Genomic DNA, 20,358 nt, shown 5'->3' with positions numbered 1-20,358 from the left:
CGGTGTTTGTATTGAAAAAAATATACTCCTACATAGTTGGTGTACTGTTAGTTATATTGCTTATTCCTATGGGAAATGTTAAAGCAAATAGTACATATATGATTACAGAAGGGGTAGTTAAGTTAAATAAAAATATATATATTCAGCCAGATAAAGTGGAAAATGCTGATGTTATAAGTATAGGATCAGATATATATGTAAATGGAACTGTAAATGGAGATGTAACTTCTATAGGTGGAAATGTATATATAAATGGCAAAGTTACAGGAGATGCAACAGCTATAGGTGGAAGAGTTACAAAGGGTTCAAAAGGAATCATAAAAGGAACTATAAAAGAAAGATTTAAAAAAAGCAAGATTCCTTTTATAAATAGTAATAAAAATATAGAAAGCACTAAATTTGATCATAGTAGAGTAGCATCAGCTATATTATTATTTATATTGTGCATTATAACATATAACTTAATGCCCTATAATGAAATGAGAATGGCATCTGCTATAGATAAGGAATTGGGGAAAAGTTTGATCTATGGATATGGTACTATAATATTGATTGCTATGCTGTTGATTACTTTATTATTTAGTATAGTAGGCATTATATTGATCCCAATAGTAGCAATAGTGTTCATAATAACTTTTCTTGTGGGATTTACATCTATGTGCCTATATGTAGGAAAAAGATTTTTAAAATCAAAGGTATCTCCTATGACTTCTATATTAGTTGGTGTAGTCTTTTATGAAGTAATAAGGAGTGTAATCTTTTTAGGGTTAGGTCATGCTGTTATTATATTATTTATATTTCCACTAAGCATTGGTATACCTATAAGAAGTAAGTTTGGCAGTTTTAGACCCTGGAGAAGGCTAAATACCAATGATGATTGGAATGATTTTTGGAAACATTAAAGTTGAATTAAAATTACGTTATTTAAAAGTTGGTAAAATTAACATATATAATTTACTGGTAAATTATATATGTTAATATGAAAGGAGAAGAGTTATGTTCTTCTTTGGTATATTTGGTATAAATACAAAACAAGAAGAAATCGAGGATTTTGAAAATTTGGTTTGTAAAAAATGTGGTATTTTAAGTAGGTACACTGTGATAAAAACCTATAATGTTTTTCATTTTTTCTTTATACCACTTATTAAGTGGGGAGAAAAGTATTATTTAAAATCTAGATGTTGTAATACTATATATGCTATATCAAAGGAAAACTTAGATAGGGTTAAAGTAGAGAGAAGCTTTAACAATATTCACTTAGAGGAAATATATACAGAAAGTTCAAGTGATAATAATGATACAATGATTTGTAGTAATTGCGGAAGAGCGATAAATTGTTCTTTTAAATATTGTCCACATTGTGGGGAAAAGTTATATTTTTAAAAAGGAATAAGGTTATGGTTACTCTATTTCAATTTACTATAATGTATAGAGAGATTATTTCAGTTTATACTATACGATATAGGAGGTGTTGTAAATGGAGGTTGCTATAATGGGAGCTGGAATATCTGGACTTTCTTGTGCCATAATATTAGAACAGTATGGAATTACACCAACTATTTTTGAAAAAAGAAATAGAGTAGGTGACAGGTTTATTAATGGTGAAGCAATGTTTAATATTCTTAATAAGCCTGTTAAAGATTGCATACATTACATAGCAGAAAATTATCATATAAATTTAAAACCTATAGATCAAGTTAATAAATTATATGTTCATTCTAAAAATGAACTTGGTACTATTGATGGGGAAATTGGATATACAAATATAAGAGGCAGACACAAAAATTCATATGAAAGTCAATTGGAAAAACAAGTAAAGTGTGATATTAATTTTAATTCAAACTATGAATATGAAGATTTATGTAAAGAATTTCATTATGTAGTGTTAGCTACTGGGGATGGAGAATATTCTTCTCACTTAGGTAATTATAGATGTGATTTAACTTGTACAATAAAAGGAGTAACTGTAGAAGGAAAATTTATAACAAGTAGTCCTCATGTGTGGTTTAATTATGATATACTACCTATGGGATATGCGTGGCTAATCCCTTTTTCTGAAAAAGAAGCTAATTTAGTGATGGCTTATCCGGATTACCCGAGTAATATAAAATTAGATATAAACTATATGTGGGAAAAATTCTATAATTTAGCCTGTGAGAATTTAGATCAAAACTTTAATATAACAGATGAATTTGAAATTACAAGATATATGATGGGAATATGTAATAAACCTAAAATTGATAATACCTATTTTGTAGGTAATTGTTTTGGCAGCATTTCACCTGGATTGGGATTTGGTCAATTTAATTCAATTCTAACAGGAATATATTCAGCATATGATATTTGTGGAGTAGTAAATTATGAGAAACTTACTAATCACTTATTTGAAAATTATAATCATTCTTTGGTTTTTAGAAGATTTATGGAAAATTTGACTGATGATCAGCTAGACTTTCATGTTAAAAATTTAGATAATAAAATTATAGATACGGTATTTGATAAGTTATGTAGCAATAAGTCTAATGTTGATATACTTAAATTATCAACTCCAATTATGAGATTATGGAATAATTATAAAGAGTTTAAAAACTAGAAAATATATTTAGTGCGCTTTTATGTAATAGCTATCGAAATATATAAAAGGATATTTTTAGTTGAAAAATAAAATTCCATATTGACATAATTGCAAAAATAATGTATTATAATACTTGTCATTAGACCGGTGACTAGGTTGAGAGTAAATATTTATTAAAACTTAGCACATTAATATAGGGGTATAGCTCAATTGGTAGAGTAGCGGTCTCCAAAACCGTTGGTTCCGGGTTCAAGTCCTCGTGCCCCTGCCATTAGAAAAGCCAGTAATCGTAAAGATTGCTGGCTTTTTACTTGTTATAAAACTAATTGCTATATAGGTAGTTTTATAATACTCTTAAACATGTTATAAAATTTCTTTAGGCTTTTCTATTAGCTTATATAAATTTTTTCAAGTCTTAAAACACTTATTTTAACATGATAATTAATCTTTCATATTGTATGTCAGTGGTTCTTTTTAAACTCATCAAAAGATTTACAAAAAATAAAAATAACATTTCTTATATTTTATTATTAGAAAAAATATAAACTATAAATCTTGAATATGAAAGTACTAATATTAATGATATCTTTTTAAAAATTTAATGTTTATCTAATTTTAACTGTTCTGTATTTTCTATGAATTGAATTTAAAAAGAAATATTCTTTGTTATCAAAGCATTAGCTAAACAGGAATGGTTCAATGTATATTATAAAAGGAGTTTGTACATAATTTGCGGGATAATTATAATCAATGTGTCTAAATAAAGTACGATAGCGTTAATAAAATTCTATATAAATAGAAATTAAGAAGTGTTATAAATATTTAACTGTATATATGATTATACACTAAAATATGCTAAAAAATTTTGTGAAATTTAAATTATACATCAATAGTTTAAGTTATTATAAAATTAACAAACTGCACAGTGTATTTGTTCAATTATTGTAAATTTCATTATAATTTATATAAAAAATTCACAAAAAGGCATTGACTTCCTATATTTATTGATATATTATTATCAATAAAATAATATAAGAAAGGGTGTATAATGTATGAAAAAGTTAGTTACTGTATTTTTGATGACTTTAACTTTTCTGTTAATTGGTTTTCAAGAAACAAGTATGGGAAAAGTTTGTGCTGAAAATGTGAATTTTTCAGGCGTTACAGCCCCCATAGGATGCAATGTTCGTTTACAGCCAAGTATTAATAGCCAAACAGTTTACACTATACCAGGTAACACAACTGTAAATTTTGAAGGGTGGGTAACTGGTGATTCCATATATGATTATTGGACAGGTGAACCAGATAACAAATGGTTCTTTTACACAGATAGAAATTATGGAAAAGTTTATATTGCTTCAGCAGGAATAGATGGAAATCCGCCTTCAACTACTGATCCATCTGACCCATCTGGAAGTGCCACAGTTCCAGAAATTAAACAACAAATGAGCAACTGGTGTTGGGCAACTACAACTAGCGCAATCCTTCAGCATTATGGTTTCAATGTAACTCAACAACAAGTAGTTTCTTATATAAAAGGAGGTTTAGTAAATCAAACTGGAACAGATAGAGAAATGTTAAATGCAGCTAATCATTTTGGATTATATGCTCAAGTATTCTATACTCTACCTTCCTATTTAGCTGTTCAATCTGAAATTGGCAATGGGAATCCATTAGAAACTATGATTAGTTGGTCTAGTGGAGGTGGACATGCTCAAGTATTAGATGGATGCTATACTAATGGCGGAAGAAACTATATAAAAATTATGGATCCTTGGTATGGAGATCATTTTGATTATGCTTTTGATTACTATAAAGCAAATTCCGAATTTTCATGGCAAGCTTATATAGGTAATTTTAGAAGAAATTAATTTTTAAAGGAGGTTTTTTTGTGATAAAAATATTTAAAACTTTAGTTTTAGCTGGAGTAGTAATAGGTGCTATTGGAATTACTTCTTACAATATTATGGCTTCTGATAGAGTAGAAAATTTAGCCTTAGAGGACTATAAAGCAGGACAAAATCAAAGTGCAAAATATATTTTACCTAAAAAAAATCAAGATGGACTTCAACTTTCAGATTTTTCACTTCCAATTTACAGCATGGCTGAAACAAAATATATTTTATCTAGTGACGGAAAAAACATATCTAAGCTTTTACAAAGCACAGATAAAAAGCTATGGTTTATGATGAATGAAGATGAACCAGAAGGAATTGTAGTGGCAAACGATGTTAGACCAATAAAAATGGGTGGAAAAAACAGAAGTAAAGATTTAATGAAAATATATAAAGATATAAAAAATAATGTGAAGTCAAAAGAAAATATAAAATATTTTGAATTTGAAGGACAAGGTATATTTGTTATTTCTCATAATAATATAGATGAGATATACTTAAGTATAGGTGCTTCTAAAGTATTGGATATGGAAGCTGGTAAAAAAATTTCTTCTAAAGAATTTATGTCACAAATGAAAAAATATATTTCTAATTTGCAGTAAATATTCTAATTTGCAAAAAAATAGATATTTTAAAATTAAAGTTGAAAAATTAGGGTTATTATCAAGCATGTGAGCCAGTTCAATGTGTTTAAATTTAAATGTTTATCTGTCTACTTAATGGAGGCAGTTTATTTTTTTGTTGTGCGTTACTTTTTATATATTATTTATATAAATTTATTTGTGCAGTGTAGCATAATATAATTAATATTGTTTCATATGACATAAAAATTAGTAATTTTATTTTCTTTCATATATATGATAAAATTATATAGGAATTAAATCTAAATTCATATTAATAGCATTGCGCTGGAGGGTCTAATAATGAAGGAAATAGATTTAGTAATTATAGGGGGAGGACCGGCAGGAATGGCTGCTGCAATTTCGGCTAAAAATAAAGGTATTGATGACATTTTGATATTAGAAAGAGAAGATTCTTTAGGCGGCATACTTAACCAGTGTATCCATACAGGCTTTGGATTGCATGTATTTAAAGAAAATTTATCTGGTCCAGAATATGCTCAAAAATTAATAAATGAAATAAATAGACTAGATATAGAATATAAAATAGATACAATGGTTTTATCTATAGATAAAGATAAAAGTATTAAAGCAGTTAACCCTGAAGATGGAATGTTTAGTATAAAAGCTAAAGCTATTATACTAGCTTCAGGATGTAGAGAAAGACCTAAAGGAGCAATAAATATACCAGGAAGTAAGTGCGCAGGTATATATACAGCAGGTTCCATACAGAAGTTTATAAATATAGAAGGATATATGCCTGGTAAAGAGGTGGTTATATTAGGTTCTGGAGATGTAGCATTAGTAATGGCTAGAAGAATGGCCTTAGAGGGAGCAAATATAAAAGCTGTAGTTGAAATTATGTCTTATTGCTATGGAACAGAAAATAATGTGGTGAACTGTTTAGATGAATTTGATATACCACTTAAGTTAGGTCATACTGTTGTAAATATAAAAGGAAAAGATAGAGTTGAGGGAGTTACTATAGCAAGAGTAGATGAGGATAGAATTCCAATACAAGGTACAGAAATGTATATACCTTGTGATACTTTAATGTTATCTGTAGAGCTAAGAGGAGATAGTGAAATTATAAGAAAAACAGATATAGAATTAAACAAATCTACCTGGGGACCTAAGGTTGGAGAAAATTTCCAAACCATGGTAGAAGGCATATTTGCTTGTGGCAATGTTCTACATGTATATGATACTGCGGATAATGTAACAAAAGAGGGGTATAGCGTAGGGGAAAGCGCTTCTAAATATATTAAAGGGAAAAGTTTTTTAGAAGGTAAAAGAATAGGATTATGGGCAGATAAAGGTATAAAATATTTGTTGCCTAATTTTATAAATTTACACAATTTAAAAGAAAATGTACAGTTAAAATTAAAATTTGATAAACTATATGAAAATCAGAATATTTATATTTATTTTGATCAGATTAAAGAAAAATTAAGTTCAAATGAAAATATAAAACCTGGAGATATTATTAATATAGAAATATCTAAAGATAAATTGTTAAGCTATAAAGATTTAAAAAAGATAACTATAGGGATAAAATAAAAAAATGAGCTAAAATAGATTTAATTTTAATGACTTAAAGATAAAAATACACTACATAAACATATGGCTTATGTAGTGTATTTTTTATATGATATATTAAAGTTTATACTTTCTTAATAGAGTTATCTAGGGAAATATCTTTTTACACAAATCCGTCTACATATCTTGTTAAAATAATTTTGTTAGACATTTTTTACAGATTATTATTGTTTGTTTATTTGCTGTTACAATATCATTTTTATTTATGGATTTACCACATATTTCACATACTATTTTATCTTTTGTTACCAACACAGACTTATCTTTCTTATTATTAAATTTAACTTTTTTGTTTGGAGGAGGAGAATAATTTATTGGTTTATCTGTATTTTCTTTTTTTATAATATTATATTCCATTTTAAAAATACTTTCTGCAAATAACTCTAATTCAAATCGTGGGAATTCTTTATCGTAAAATTCCTCTATTATTAGTCTTCTTATCTGAGCATCATTTACTATGAGACCACTTTTTTCTATTCCATCAAATATACTTTTAGTTATATTGTTTGTATCAGGATGTCTTTTTTCACTTTTATAATATACTTTTAATACTGCAATTAATGATTCTTCCAATACTGTATTAGGATTTTGAAGTCTTGTCTCATAAGCTATTCTTTCTTCATATACTGCATATCTATCATGATATTTACCAGAATTTAATGGCATTATAGCTCGTCCTTGTAAATTGAATAATTTAAAATTAGATTTAGATATAGGTGACCCTTCAACTATTACTTTAGCGTAATTTTTCATATTTAAGCTCCTTTTACTATTCTGTATTTTATTATAGCATATTTGATTAAAAATTTAGATTTAATAGATTGGATTTTGTTTCAACTGTGACTTATTAATTTTTTATGTCAAAACTATATTTGAATATATAAATTCAATAAAGTATAATGTAATTTAGATTTATAAAAGAATAATAAATTACATAGTTAATATATATTTAATTACATAAAAAGGAGTAAGAAATATGAAAGAAAACATAAATATTTTAGCTATAGAAAGTAGTTGTGATGAAACTTCAGCGGCAGTGGTTGTTAATGGCAGAGAAGTTTTATCTAATATAATAGCGTCACAAATAAGTACTCATGAGAAGTTTGGAGGTGTAGTGCCGGAAGTTGCTTCAAGAAAGCATATAGAGGTTATAAGTACAGTAGTACAAGAAGCTTTAGATGAAGCTAATTTTACTTTAGAGGATATAGATGCTATAGGTGTAACCTATGGACCAGGATTAGTAGGAGCTTTACTTGTAGGACTACAATATGCAAAGGGATTAGCTTTTGCAACAGGAAAGCCTCTTATAGGAGTAAATCATATAGAAGGTCATATAAGTGCAAATTTTATAGAATATAAAGATTTAAAACCACCTTTTATGTGTTTAGTAGTATCAGGAGGACATACATTTATAGTTTATATGAAAGATTATGGTGAATTTGAAGTGTTAGGTGAAACTAGAGATGACGCAGCAGGCGAAGCCTTTGATAAAGTAGCTAGGGCTATAGGATTAGGTTATCCTGGAGGACCTAAAATAGATAAAATATCAAAAGAAGGAAATGAAGAGTCTATAAAATTTCCAAGAGCAAATTTTCATAATGATACTCTAGATTTTTCTTTTAGTGGAATAAAATCAGCAGTATTAAATTATTTAAATAAGAAAGAAATGAAAGGAGAAGAAATAAATAGAGCAGATGTGGCAGCATCCTTTCAAAAGTCTGTGGTGGATGTTCTTGTAGATAATACTATAAAGGCTTGTAGGGATAAAAAAGTAGATAAGGTAGCAGTAGCAGGAGGGGTAGCATCTAATTCCTGCTTAAGAGAGACTTTGGTAAAAGAGTGTAAGAAAAAAGGAATAGAAGTACTAATACCACCTTTTATATTGTGTACAGATAATGCAGCCATGATAGGAAGTGCAGCTTATTTTGAATATATTAAAGGGAGAAGGACTTCTTTAGATATAAATGCTGTACCAAATTTAAAACTTGGAGAAAGATAGGAGCTATTAAACTTTCAATATAAGTAAGATTTTAGATAATAATAAAGACTTTCTTTTATAAATAAACGATAGGTTAAAATAGAAATCTACTGTTATTTATTTATAAGGAAGTCTTTTTTTAAATGTATTCAATTTGAAATATTAATACTATAGTAGTAATTATATTAAAAAATAATTAATAATAAGTTAAAAATATTGAAAAAATACTACTATATCATTGAATAGTGTGATAAATTATTATATTATTATATTAGGTTTATATTAATATGATAGTAAATTTTCAAATATTTTATCATTTTTATAAAGTGTAATAACCTAAAATGTTAAATGAAAGAAAAATAAAAAAAATATTCAATTGAAAAAATTTTATAAATTATATATAATGTAAAGGTATATCTATAATTTACAAAGTAATGTAGTTAAGAATAGGGCACAATATTTACAAAAAGGGGGATAACAATGAACAAATTTAAAAGAGTATTAGTGGCAAATAGAGGAGAAATTGCAATAAGAGTATTTAGAGCCTGTCACGAATTAGGCATTAGAACTGTTGCAATATATTCTGAAGAAGACAAATTTTCATTATTTAGAACAAAGGCAGATGAAGCATATCTTATAGGAAAAAATAAAGGTCCTATAGATGCTTATTTAAATATTGAAGAAATAATACAATTGGCTTTAAAAAAAGGGGTAGATGCAATACATCCAGGTTATGGGTTTTTATCAGAGAACTCTGAATTCGCACGAAAATGTAAAGAAGCAGGAATAGAGTTCATAGGACCTACTGCGGATATGATGGAAAAATTAGGAGATAAGATAAAATCTAAAATAGTTGCAGAAAAAGCAGGTGTACCTACTATACCTGGAGTTCAAAAACCAATTAAATCAGAGAAAGAAGCTTTAGAATTTGCAAGATACTGTGGATATCCAATAATGCTCAAAGCAGCTGCCGGTGGCGGTGGTAGAGGTATGAGAATAGTTAGAACAGAAGAAGAATTAATATCTTCTTTTAAAAGTGCAAAAAATGAAGCTAAAAAAGCTTTTGGTATAGATGATATATTTATAGAAAAATATTTAGAAAATCCTAAGCATATAGAAGTTCAAATATTAGGAGATAAGCATGGAAATATAGTACATCTACATGAAAGGGACTGTTCTATACAAAGAAGGCATCAAAAGGTTATAGAATTTACACCAGCTTTTGCTCTACCAAAGGAAAAGAGAGAAGAAATATGTAGTGATGCTTTAAAAATAGCTAAAACTGTAGGCTATAGAAGTGCAGGTACATTAGAATTTTTAGTAGATACTAGTGGGCATCATTATTTCATAGAAATGAATCCAAGAATACAGGTAGAACATACTGTTACAGAAATGGTTACAGGAATTGATATTGTTCAAAGCCAAATTTTAATAGCAGAGGGATACAAATTAGATTCAGAAGAAGTAGGTATAAAATCTCAAGAATCTATACAAACAAGAGGATATGCTATTCAGTGTAGAGTAACTACAGAAGATCCATCTAATAATTTTGCACCAGATACAGGAAAAATAGAAGATTATAGAACAGGTTCAGGATTTGGTATTAGATTAGACGGTGGAAATGGTTTTACGGGTTCTGTAATAAGTCCATATTATGATAGCTTATTAGTTAAAACCACATCTTGGTCTAGAACATTTAATGATGCTATAAGAAAATCTATAAGAGCTATAAAGGAATTTAAAATAGATGGTGTTAAAACTAATATAGGATTTTTAATAAATGTTTTAAATCATGAACAATTTAGAAAAGGACAATGTGATACTAACTTCATAGAAAAAAATCCAGAATTATTTGAAATAACATCAAAGACTGATGATGAAGTTAGAATATTAAAATTCATAGGCGAAAAGGTAGTAAATGAAACTCATGGAATAAAGAAAGACTTTGATGTTCCTACAATACCAATTGTAGATGAAGGATTAAGCTTAAAAGGAACTAAACAAATATTAGATGAAAAAGGTCCAGATGGGTTAGTTCAGTGGATAAGAAATCAAAATAAACTTCTCTTGACAGATACAACTATGAGAGATGCTCATCAATCCCTTATGGCTACAAGAATGAGAAGTATAGATATGTTTAAAATAGCTAAGGCTCAATCAGCGCTTGGAAAAGATTTATTCTCCATAGAAATGTGGGGAGGAGCAACCTTTGATGTGGCCTACAGATTTTTAAAAGAATCTCCTTGGACTAGATTAGAAGAGTTAAGAAAATCTATACCAAATGTATTGTTCCAGATGTTAATAAGAGGGGCTAATGCTGTTGGGTACAAGAATTATCCAGACAATGTTATAAGAAAATTTATAAAACAGTCTGCAGATTCAGGTATAGATGTATTTAGAATATTTGATTCTTTAAACTGGTTAAAAGGAATGGAAGTAGCTACGGATGAAGTTTTAAAACAAAATAAAGTAGCAGAAACTTGTATGTGTTATACAGGAGATATACTAGAGGGATATAGAGATAAATATAGCCTACAATATTATGTGGATTTAGCAAAAAATATAGAAAAAACAGGGGCACATATACTTGGAATAAAGGATATGTCAGCTTTATTAAAACCATATGCCGCGGTTAAGCTTATAAAGGCATTAAAAAATGAAATATCTATCCCAATACATCTTCATACTCATGATACTACAGGTAATGGTGTGGCCACAGTACTTATGGCAGCCCATGCAGGAGTTGATATTGTAGATACTGCCTTTAATAGTATGTCAGGTCTTACAAGTCAACCAGCCTTAAATTCTATAGTAGCAGCATTAGAAAATACGGATAGAGAGACAGGTCTAGATTTAACAGATATGCAGAGATTATCAGACTATTGGAGTGCTGTAAGACCAGTATATAATCAATTTGAGTCAGGTTTAAAATCAGGCTCTGCAGAAATATATAAATACGAAATACCTGGAGGACAATATTCTAATTTAAAACCACAGGTAGAAAGCTTTGGATTAGGTCATAAATTTGAAGAAGTAAAAGAAATGTACAAAAAAGTTAACGAAATGCTTGGTGATATTATAAAGGTTACCCCATCTTCAAAGGTGGTTGGAGATTTAGCTATATTTATGGTGAAAAATGATTTAACACCTGAAAATATATATGAAAAAGCTGAAAAAATGGCTTTCCCAGATTCAGCTGTATCATATTTTAAAGGAATGATGGGTCAGCCAATGGGGGGCTTCCCAGAAAAACTACAAAAGCTAGTTTTAAAGGGGGAAGAACCTATAACTTGTAGACCAGGAGAAATGTTACCTCCAGAAGATTTTGAAAAAGTAAGAAAACATTTAAAAGATAAACATGATTTAGATGCAACAGAAAAGGATATTATAAGTTACGCATTGTATCCAGAGGTTTTCGATAAGTATTTAGATTTCTTAAAGGAATATGGAGATTTAAGTCATATGGGCAGTGATGTATTCTTCCATGGGTTATATGAAGGAGAAACGGCTGAAATAGAACTGCAAGAAGGAAAAACATTTATAGTTCAATTATCTGAAATAGGAAAAGTAGATTCAGAGGGAAATAGAGTAGTAGTCTTTGAAATAAATGGGAATAGAAGAGAAATAAAAATAAAAGATAAATCTAGTTTAATGGTACAGAATATAACTTCTAATAGTACAAAGATGGCAGATCCTGCAAATAAAAAACATATAGGATCTAGTATACCGGGTACAGTAATAAAAGTTTTAGTAAATAAAGGAGATAAAATAAAAGAAGGAGATAGCTTGATTGTAATAGAAGCTATGAAAATGGAAACTAATATAGTAGCTAGTTTTGGAGGAATAGTAGAAAACTTGTTAGTAAAAGAAGGGGATCAAGTTAAGTCAGGGCAATTACTTTTAGAATTAGAATAATTAGATAAATAAAAAAAAAGCACTGCTTGGGGAAGCGGTGCTTTTTACTATGGGAAGTTTATAATGGGTTTTACTAGTTTTATTCATCTATCTTATAAACTTATTATACAATAAAAAACACACTATGTCAAAACATTAACAATAAAAATTTAAAAAAATTTAAATAGAAGATTTTAAAATGGATATATTATGATAATTATTAAATTAAATTATTAAATTATAATTTAAAAATGTAAATGATTTGAATATATTTGTTAAACATATAATTATCCTAGGAGAATTTTAATGAAATATATACCATAAGAAATATATGGTATAATTAATATCACTATATAAAATAATAGGCATAGATAGTAAATTTAGAAAGGAGAAAAATGCTATGAATTTAAAATTAGAAGAAATCTATAATGGGTTTAAATTAATAAATGAAGAAGAAATAAAAGAGATTAATTCTTTAGCCCAAGTATTTTTACATGAAAAAAGTGGAGCTAAATTACTTTTTATAAAAAATGATGATGACAACAAAATCTTTTCTATAAGCTTTAGAACTCCCCCAAAGGATAGTACAGGGGTAGCTCATATATTAGAACATTCTGTTTTATGTGGATCAAGGAAGTTTCCAGTTAAAGAACCCTTTGTGGAATTAATAAAAGGTTCTCTAAACACATTCCTAAATGCTATGACCTTCCCAGATAAAACCATGTATCCTGTAGGGAGTACAAATGATAAAGACTTTACAAATTTGATGGATGTGTACTTAGATGCAGTATTATATCCTAATATATATAAATATCCAGAAATAATGATGCAAGAAGGTTGGCATTATGAGATAGAAAATAAGGAAGATGATATAACTTATAAGGGTGTTGTATATAATGAAATGAAGGGAGCTTTCTCTTCACCAGAATCTATACTATTTAGAAAAATACAAGAATCTTTATTGCCAGATACTGTATATGGGGTAGAATCAGGTGGAGATCCTGATTATATACCAGATCTTACACAGGATAATTTTAAAGAATTTCATAAAAAATATTATCATCCATCTAACAGCTATATATACTTATATGGAGATTTAGATATATTAGAAAAATTAAAATTTATAGACGAAAATTATTTAAAAGATTTTGATAAACAAGAAGTAGATTCAAAAATAAAACCTCAAGAAGCGTTTAAAGATCCTAAATATGTAGAGGTTAAATATCCTATATCTAAGGAAGAAAAAATTGAAGATAAAACTTATTTAAGTCTAAATTTTTCAGTAGGGAATTCTACAGATAAAGAATTATATTTGGCATTTGAGATTTTAGAGCATATACTTCTTGAAACACCATCTTCACCATTAAAGAAAGCTTTATTAGAGGCAGGATTAGGTAAAGATGTATTTGGAGTTTATGATAATAGCATACTTCAATCTACAATTAGTATAATAGTTAAGAATTCTAATACTGATAAGGTAGAAAAATTTAAATCTGTAGTATTTAATACACTTGAAAACTTAGTAAAAGAAGGTATAGATAAAAAATTAATAGAATCATCAATAAATATAAAGGAGTTTAGTTTAAGAGAAGCAGATTATCAAGGGTATCCAAAAGGCTTAATATATAATATGAAATCTATGGAAAGTTGGCTTTATGATGAAGAGCCTACAATGCATTTAAAATATGAAGATGTACTACCAAAAATAAAATCTGCATTAAACTCTAATTATTTTGAGGACTTAATTCAAAGATATATTTTAGACAATAATCATTATTCAGTACTTATAGTAAAACCAGAAAAAGGACTTGAAGAAAATAGAATAGAAAACATAAGAAAAAAATTAAAAGAATACAAAGACAGTTTAACAGAAAAAGAGCTAGAATTATTAATACAACAAACTAAGAAGCTAAAAGAAAGACAGAATAAAAAGGATTCTATAGAAAATTTAAGTAAAATACCATTGCTTTCCATAGGAGATATAAATAAAGAAGCAGAAAGACTTCCTTTAGAAGAAAAAAATATTTTAGGTATTAAAACTTTATACCATAATGTATTTACTAATAAAATTTCATATTTAAATTTATATTTTAATACAAGGGCAGTAGAAAAAGAAAACATACCTTATATAGGATTATTATCAGCTGTTCTTGGTAAAGTAAGTACAGAAAATTATAATTATCAAGATTTATCTAATGAAGTTAATATAAATACAGGCGGGATTAGATATAATGCAGAAATATTTAGTCAAAAAGAAAGCTATGAAGATTATACGTCTATGTTTACTATAAAATCTAAGTGTTTAACTAGCAATGTTAAAGAACTTATAAAACTATTATCAGAAATATTAACTAATTCTAAATTTGATGAAAAGAATAGACTAAGGGAAATAATACAAGAATTAAAATCAAGATTAGAGATGATAATGTTTGATAGAGGCCATAGTGTAGCTGTTAAAAGGTTGTTTTCATATTTTTCATCCTATGGTAAATATGATGAACTTTTATCAGGAGTAGAATTTTATAAATTTATTGTAGATATAGAGAAAAATTTTGAAGATAGATTTGAGGATATAAGTAAAAATTTACAAAGTGTATTTAATAAAATATTTAATTCCACAAACTTATTGGTAAGTGTTACTGGAGAAGAGGAAGAATTTAGTGAAGTAAATAAAGAATTTAAAATATTATATGATAGTTTAAGTGAAGAGAAATTACAATATAATAATTATGAATTTAATTTTGATAATAGAAATGAAGCTTTTTCAACCTCCTCTAAAGTTCAGTATGTGGCTAAGGGATATAATTACTTTAAATTGGGATATGAATATAGTGGAAGCATGCAAGTTTTAAGAACTATAGTAAATTATGATTATTTGTGGAATAGAATTAGAGTTCAAGGAGGAGCTTACGGTGCTTTTTCATCCTTTATAAAGAATGGTAATATGTTCTTTGTATCTTATAGAGATCCTAATTTAATAAAAACTATAGAAGCTTACAATGAAGCATTTAAATATGTTTCTGAATTTAATCCAGAGGATAGAGAAATGACAAAGTACATTATAGGAACTATTTCTGATTTAGATACTCCTTTAACACCTGCTGCCAAAGGGGAAAGAGCTACTGAAAATTATTTAAGAAGAATATCTTATGAAGATAGGCAAAGGGAAAGAGAAGAGATATTATCTACTAATAAAGAAGCTATAAAAGCTTTTAGTGATGTTATTAAAGAGTTAATGAAAGAAAATTATATATGTGTTATTGGAAATGAAGATAAGATAAAAGAAAACAAGGATAAATTCAACAACATAATAAATTTATTTGAATAATAAAAAAGAATGTCTCAAAATGAAAATAAATTTAATTTTAAAACCGTAAATATGAATAATACATTCATAAGCAATTCATTTTGCTAAGAAGTTCTAAATTTGACTACATTAAAGATTTTTTACCCGGTAGAGGCGACGTCCTGTCTTCACTGCCGGCTCCTCACGTCCTGTGAGGAATTACAAAAATTTTTAATTCCGTCAAATTAAGAACTTCTAAAGCTTATTCATATGCTTATTACATATATTATTCATATTTACTATATTAAAATTAAATTTATTTTTGAGACATTCTTTTTATACTATTCTGCTATGCTTATATTGCTCTTTCTAGAAGCTGTTTTCTTTAAGAATAGTGCTAGAACAGCTAAAGCTACTACGATACCTATAGGATATCCAATTGATGGATTAAGTTTAAATCCTTCTGGAGCTACAAGTATATAAGTTATAGAAACTGCAGTCATGAATACGGCTGGTATAGTAGCCATCCAATGAGATTTATTTATTTTGTGTAAATAAGCAGCTGCAGTCCATAAAACTATCATAGCCAAGGTTTGATTTGACCAAGCAAAATATCTCCAAACAATATCAAAATTTATTTTTGTTAATACAAAACCTATAACGAATAGAGGTATACTTATTGCTAATCTATTTTTTATAGGTCCTTGTTCATAGTTTAAGAAGTCAGCTACTATAAGCCTTGAGCTTCTAAAAGCTGTATCGCCAGAAGTTATTGGACAGGCAACAACTCCAAGTATTGCTAAGGCACCACCTATTTTTCCAAGTAATGAATTGGAAATAGTATTTACTACCCAAGCTTGTCCTCCATGAGCAGTCATTTGTTTGCCAAGCTCTCCAGTGCTTCCAAAGAAAGTCATTGCAGCAGCAGCCCAGATTAAAGCGAGTATTCCTTCGGCTATCATTGCTCCATAAAATATTTGTCTTCCTTGTTTTTCATTTGTTATACATCTAGCCATTAATGGAGATTGAGTTGAGTGGAAGCCAGATATAGCTCCACAGGCAATTGTTACAAACATTAAAGGCCACATTGGAAGTTTGTTAGGGTGTAGGTTTGCTAAAGTTACTTCTGGTATGTGATATCCTTGAACTATTAAACCAGTAGCAACGCCTATGGCCATTATAAGTAAACATAAACCAAATATAGGATATATTTTTCCTATAATTTTATCTACAGGAAGCATAGTTGCAAGAATATAGTAAATAAATATTACATATATCCATATAACTTTATTATAACCAGTTAAGGTATTTAAAAGACCAGCAGGTCCTATTATAAATACAACGCCAGTAAGAATTAAAAGTATTACTGAAAAACCTCTCATAAATTGTTTGAAACCAGGTCCAAGATATTTACCAACTACCTCCGGTATACTTGCACCATCATGTCTTACAGATAACATACCTGAAAAATAATCATGTACTCCACCTGCAAAAATAGAACCAAAAACAATCCACAAAAATGCGGCAGGTCCCCAAAGTGCACCAGCTATAGCTCCAAATATTGGACCTAAACCTGCAATATTTAAAAATTGAATCATAAAAATTTTCCAAGCTGGCATTGGAACAAAGTCAACTCCGTCTTCTAATCTAATGGCTGGAGTTTCTTTTGTTTCGTCTGCCCCAAACATTTTTTCTACTATTTTACCATAAATTAAATAACCAACAATAAGTGCTATTAATGAAAGAAAAAATGATATCATAAAATTACCTCCTACTAAATTTAATCGATTACAATATTGAATTATAAATTACATTTAAATCATAATATATTATTAAATTTTTATTAATAATATTTTTATAAAAGGCCATAAAAACACATTGAATTGTAAAAAAAATTCCCTGTTTAGCAAATTACCATAGAAAAAATATTTATTTATTGTATAATTTATTAAAGAATATTTAATAAATTATTTATAATAATGTAATTTAAGGGGAGAAATTTATGATATATATACAATTATTAGAAAGTATGTCCCTTATTGGTATAGCAGCCTATTTATATAGTCAAACTAAAACTTTTAATAAATTTCTTAAAAATAAATCTGATTATAAATATAAGTTAATAATTATAACTTTTTTTAGTGTGCTATCTATGTTAGGAACTTATACTGGAGTTAATATAGAGCCTTATGCATTAGCTAATGCAAGACCTATAGGGGCTATAGTAGCTGGATATATAGGTGGACCATTAGTAGGCATTATGGTTGGCATTATAGCAGGAACTCATAGGTATTTTTTAGGTGGTTTCACAGCCCTTTCTTGTGCCATATCTACTATAATAGAAGGTATAGTAGGAGGAATAGCTAATGTAATTACAAAGGATAAAAGTTTAGATGTTTCAACGGGTATTACAGCAGCAATAATAGCAGAAGTATTGCAGATGATAATAATTTTATTAATAGCAAAACCCTATGAAAATGCTCTACAATTAGAAAGAGTTATAGCATTACCGATGATAATAACAAATTCTATTGGAGTAGGTATATTTATAAATATTATAAATAATACTCAAGAACATTATAAGAAAATTGGTGCCATACAATCTCAAAAAGCTCTTAATATAGCTAAAAAAACTTCTATTTATTTAAGAAGTGGATTTAATCAAGAAATTTCAGATAAAGTATGTTCAATAATATATGAAGCAATAAATTTAGAAAGCATATTTATTGCTGAAAATGATGGTATATTTTCTTATAATGGAGAAGAATTGAACAAGGAAAAATTAAAGTATAAAATAAAGGAATATTTTAATTTTAAAGATTATAAGTTAATAAAATTTGAAGATAATAATAAAGAAAAATTATTCTATTGTATACCTATATACACAGACAAGGATAAGTTTAAGTTTGTCATAGGAATACAAATTAAGTCCTATAAAAGTGTAGATAAATATTTTAGTGATTTTGCTAAGGAGTTAAGTGCCCTTTTAGCTACCCAAATAGAACTATATGAATTAGACCAATTGGCTCAAGAAGTTTCAAAGGCAGAATTAAAAATGTTAAGAAATCAAATACATCCACATTTTTTATTTAATACACTAAATACCATAGCATCCTTTTGTAGAACTGATCCAATAAAAGCCAGGGAGCTTATATTGAATCTTTCAAATTATTTTAGACAAACCCTAAAAAGACAAGAGGAAAAAATTATATTGAAAGAGGAAATAGAGTTTTTAGAATCCTATTTAGCTATAGAAAAGGCAAGATTTGGAGAAAGGCTAAATGTAGATATTAATATACCAGAAGAACTTTTAGATTTTAAAGTTCCAGTATTTGTACTTCAACCTATAATAGAAAATTCTATGAAGCATGGTATATTAATAAAGCCACAGGGAGGAGAAGTAACAATTACTGCAATAGATGAAAAAGATAAAATTAAATTTGTAATAAAAGATACAGGAGTAGGTATGGATGAAAATACACTTAATTGTGTAGTAAAAGATTGGCCAGGTATAGGACTTTCAAATGTTAATAAAAGATTAAAATTACTATATGGGGAAAAAAATTTCATACACATAAAAAGCAAATTAAATGAAGGAACAAAAGTTATGTTTTATATACCTAAGGAGGTATTTTAGATGAAAGAAATTAGAGCTATTATAATAGAGGATGAAAAGCCAGCTATAGAAGAACTTAAGTATGTTTTATCTAAGTATAATTTTTTAAATATAGTAGATGTAGCTATGACTGGAAATGCTGGATATGAATTAGTTAAAAAACTACAACCAGAAGTAGTTTTTATGGATATAAATATACCTATAGAAAATGGTATAATTGTATCTAAAAAAATAAAAGAATTTAACAAAGATATAAATATAATATTTATAACAGCATATGAACAATACGCTCTAGAAGCATTTGAAATAGACGCTTTAGATTATATACTAAAACCCTTTGATGATAAAAGAATAAGTGTAACTATAAAAAGATTGCAGGAAAAAATAGAGGAAAAATATAAGGAAAAAATTCCAGTTATGATAAGCGATATATTAAATAAATTAGAAAAAGAAGAAAAAACACTTAAAAAGATACCCTGTGAATATAGAGGTAAAATAATATTAATAGACACAAAAAATATCCATTATTGCTATACAATGGAGGATAAAACTTATGTAAAAACAGACTCAGAAGAATATATAACCCACAATACATTAAAAGAAATAGAAAAAAAGACAGATTTATTTAGGGTTCATAGAAGCTATATAGTAAATATGGACAATATAAAGGAATTGTATTCTTGGTTTAATGGTACATATAAATTAGTTATGAATGACAAAGAACAATCAGAAATTCCTGTTAGTAGAAATAATGTTAAAAAAGTAAAACAAATATTAGGAATATAAATTTAATATAGTAACAAAATGGCAAGGTTAACTTATAATTACAAGTAAATACAGATATAATAGGTTGTTTTAAAATAGATTTAATTTTAATATAGCAAATATAAAAAAT

General features: G+C 27.6%; 13 protein-coding genes and 1 tRNA gene. 12 read left to right on the top strand and 2 right to left on the bottom strand.

Going from position 1 to position 20,358, the window contains the following annotated elements; translation table 11 throughout:
* Positions 1–11: 11 nt before the first annotated feature.
* The 7 genes from ACYUDJ_RS12120 (at position 12) to ACYUDJ_RS12090 (ending at position 6,650) form a co-directional block, all read left to right on the top strand.
* Positions 12–902 carry a bactofilin family protein gene (locus ACYUDJ_RS12120; protein ID WP_042384197.1) on the top strand — a complete coding sequence of 297 codons (891 nt, stop codon included), beginning with the start codon at positions 12–14 and terminating at the stop codon, positions 900–902.
* Positions 903–996: 94 nt separating this feature from the next.
* On the top strand, positions 997–1,383 hold the full coding sequence (locus tag ACYUDJ_RS12115; protein ID WP_043032551.1) for a zinc ribbon domain-containing protein: 387 nt from the start codon (positions 997–999) through the stop codon (positions 1,381–1,383).
* Positions 1,384–1,477: 94 nt separating this feature from the next.
* Positions 1,478–2,593 (top strand): NAD(P)-binding protein, encoded by a 1,116-nt coding sequence (locus ACYUDJ_RS12110; RefSeq protein WP_003483229.1) that lies wholly within the window; start codon positions 1,478–1,480, stop codon positions 2,591–2,593.
* Positions 2,594–2,770: 177 nt separating this feature from the next.
* Positions 2,771–2,846 (top strand) — tRNA-Trp (locus tag ACYUDJ_RS12105).
* Between the two features lie 781 nt (positions 2,847–3,627).
* Entirely contained in the window at positions 3,628–4,446 is an 819-nt protein-coding gene (locus ACYUDJ_RS12100) for a papain-like cysteine protease family protein (protein WP_003483231.1), read from the top strand.
* A 20-nt stretch (positions 4,447–4,466) separates the two neighbouring features.
* Entirely contained in the window at positions 4,467–5,072 is a 606-nt protein-coding gene (locus tag ACYUDJ_RS12095) for a hypothetical protein (RefSeq protein ID WP_043032550.1), read from the top strand.
* 321 nt (positions 5,073–5,393) lie between these two features.
* The gene (locus tag ACYUDJ_RS12090) at positions 5,394–6,650 is read left to right on the top strand and encodes an NAD(P)/FAD-dependent oxidoreductase (RefSeq protein WP_043032549.1); all 1,257 of its coding nucleotides are present in this window, start codon (positions 5,394–5,396) and stop codon (positions 6,648–6,650) included.
* 168 nt (positions 6,651–6,818) lie between these two features.
* Here ACYUDJ_RS12090 and ACYUDJ_RS12085 read toward each other — a convergent pair whose 3' ends face one another.
* Positions 6,819–7,442 (bottom strand): RusA family crossover junction endodeoxyribonuclease, encoded by a 624-nt coding sequence (locus tag ACYUDJ_RS12085; protein ID WP_003483237.1) that lies wholly within the window; start codon positions 7,440–7,442, stop codon positions 6,819–6,821.
* 223 nt (positions 7,443–7,665) lie between these two features.
* On the opposite strand from ACYUDJ_RS12085, the gene tsaD reads away from it, so the two are divergent.
* The 3 genes from tsaD to ACYUDJ_RS12070 all read left to right on the top strand — a co-directional run bounded on the left by tsaD (position 7,666) and on the right by ACYUDJ_RS12070 (position 15,889).
* Positions 7,666–8,688, top strand: a complete 1,023-nt coding sequence (tsaD, locus tag ACYUDJ_RS12080) for a tRNA (adenosine(37)-N6)-threonylcarbamoyltransferase complex transferase subunit TsaD (protein ID WP_003483239.1) — start codon at positions 7,666–7,668, stop codon at positions 8,686–8,688.
* Positions 8,689–9,147: 459 nt separating this feature from the next.
* Positions 9,148–12,582, top strand: a complete 3,435-nt coding sequence (locus ACYUDJ_RS12075; RefSeq protein WP_043032548.1) for a pyruvate carboxylase — start codon at positions 9,148–9,150, stop codon at positions 12,580–12,582.
* Between the two features lie 379 nt (positions 12,583–12,961).
* On the top strand, positions 12,962–15,889 hold the full coding sequence (locus ACYUDJ_RS12070) for an insulinase family protein (protein WP_003483244.1): 2,928 nt from the start codon (positions 12,962–12,964) through the stop codon (positions 15,887–15,889).
* A 299-nt stretch (positions 15,890–16,188) separates the two neighbouring features.
* Here the strand turns inward: ACYUDJ_RS12070 and ACYUDJ_RS12065 are convergent, their stop codons facing one another.
* Complete coding sequence (locus ACYUDJ_RS12065; protein WP_003483246.1) at positions 16,189–17,607, bottom strand: carbon starvation CstA family protein; 1,419 nt, start codon at positions 17,605–17,607, stop codon at positions 16,189–16,191.
* A gap of 242 nt (positions 17,608–17,849) precedes the next feature.
* On the opposite strand from ACYUDJ_RS12065, the gene ACYUDJ_RS12060 reads away from it, so the two are divergent.
* Together ACYUDJ_RS12060 and ACYUDJ_RS12055 are read left to right on the top strand one after the other, a co-directional pair.
* A complete protein-coding gene (locus ACYUDJ_RS12060; protein WP_003483249.1) occupies positions 17,850–19,484 on the top strand; it encodes a LytS/YhcK type 5TM receptor domain-containing protein in 1,635 nt (544 codons plus the stop codon).
* Positions 19,485–20,249 (top strand): LytR/AlgR family response regulator transcription factor, encoded by a 765-nt coding sequence (locus ACYUDJ_RS12055; RefSeq protein ID WP_003483251.1) that lies wholly within the window; start codon positions 19,485–19,487, stop codon positions 20,247–20,249. It abuts the gene before it with no gap.
* Positions 20,250–20,358 lie beyond the last annotated feature (109 nt).

Source organism: Clostridium sp. CTA-6 (assembly GCF_054768115.1).
This window is presented reverse-complemented; position numbering and strand designations above follow the sequence as displayed.

Excerpts from the sequence above, each read along its gene's own strand:
- ACYUDJ_RS12115 (WP_043032551.1), top strand. The coding sequence starts at position 997 with ATGTTCTTCTTTGGTATATTTGGTATAAATACAAAACAAGAAGAAATC.
- ACYUDJ_RS12110 (WP_003483229.1), top strand. The coding sequence starts at position 1,478 with ATGGAGGTTGCTATAATGGGAGCTGGAATATCTGGACTTTCTTGTGCC.
- ACYUDJ_RS12100 (WP_003483231.1), top strand. The coding sequence starts at position 3,628 with ATGAAAAAGTTAGTTACTGTATTTTTGATGACTTTAACTTTTCTGTTA.
- ACYUDJ_RS12090 (WP_043032549.1), top strand. The coding sequence starts at position 5,394 with ATGAAGGAAATAGATTTAGTAATTATAGGGGGAGGACCGGCAGGAATG.
- ACYUDJ_RS12085 (WP_003483237.1), bottom strand. The coding sequence starts at position 7,442 with ATGAAAAATTACGCTAAAGTAATAGTTGAAGGGTCACCTATATCTAAA.
- tsaD (WP_003483239.1), top strand. The coding sequence starts at position 7,666 with ATGAAAGAAAACATAAATATTTTAGCTATAGAAAGTAGTTGTGATGAA.
- ACYUDJ_RS12075 (WP_043032548.1), top strand. The coding sequence starts at position 9,148 with ATGAACAAATTTAAAAGAGTATTAGTGGCAAATAGAGGAGAAATTGCA.
- ACYUDJ_RS12070 (WP_003483244.1), top strand. The coding sequence starts at position 12,962 with ATGAATTTAAAATTAGAAGAAATCTATAATGGGTTTAAATTAATAAAT.
- ACYUDJ_RS12065 (WP_003483246.1), bottom strand. The coding sequence starts at position 17,607 with ATGATATCATTTTTTCTTTCATTAATAGCACTTATTGTTGGTTATTTA.
- ACYUDJ_RS12060 (WP_003483249.1), top strand. The coding sequence starts at position 17,850 with ATGATATATATACAATTATTAGAAAGTATGTCCCTTATTGGTATAGCA.
- ACYUDJ_RS12055 (WP_003483251.1), top strand. The coding sequence starts at position 19,485 with ATGAAAGAAATTAGAGCTATTATAATAGAGGATGAAAAGCCAGCTATA.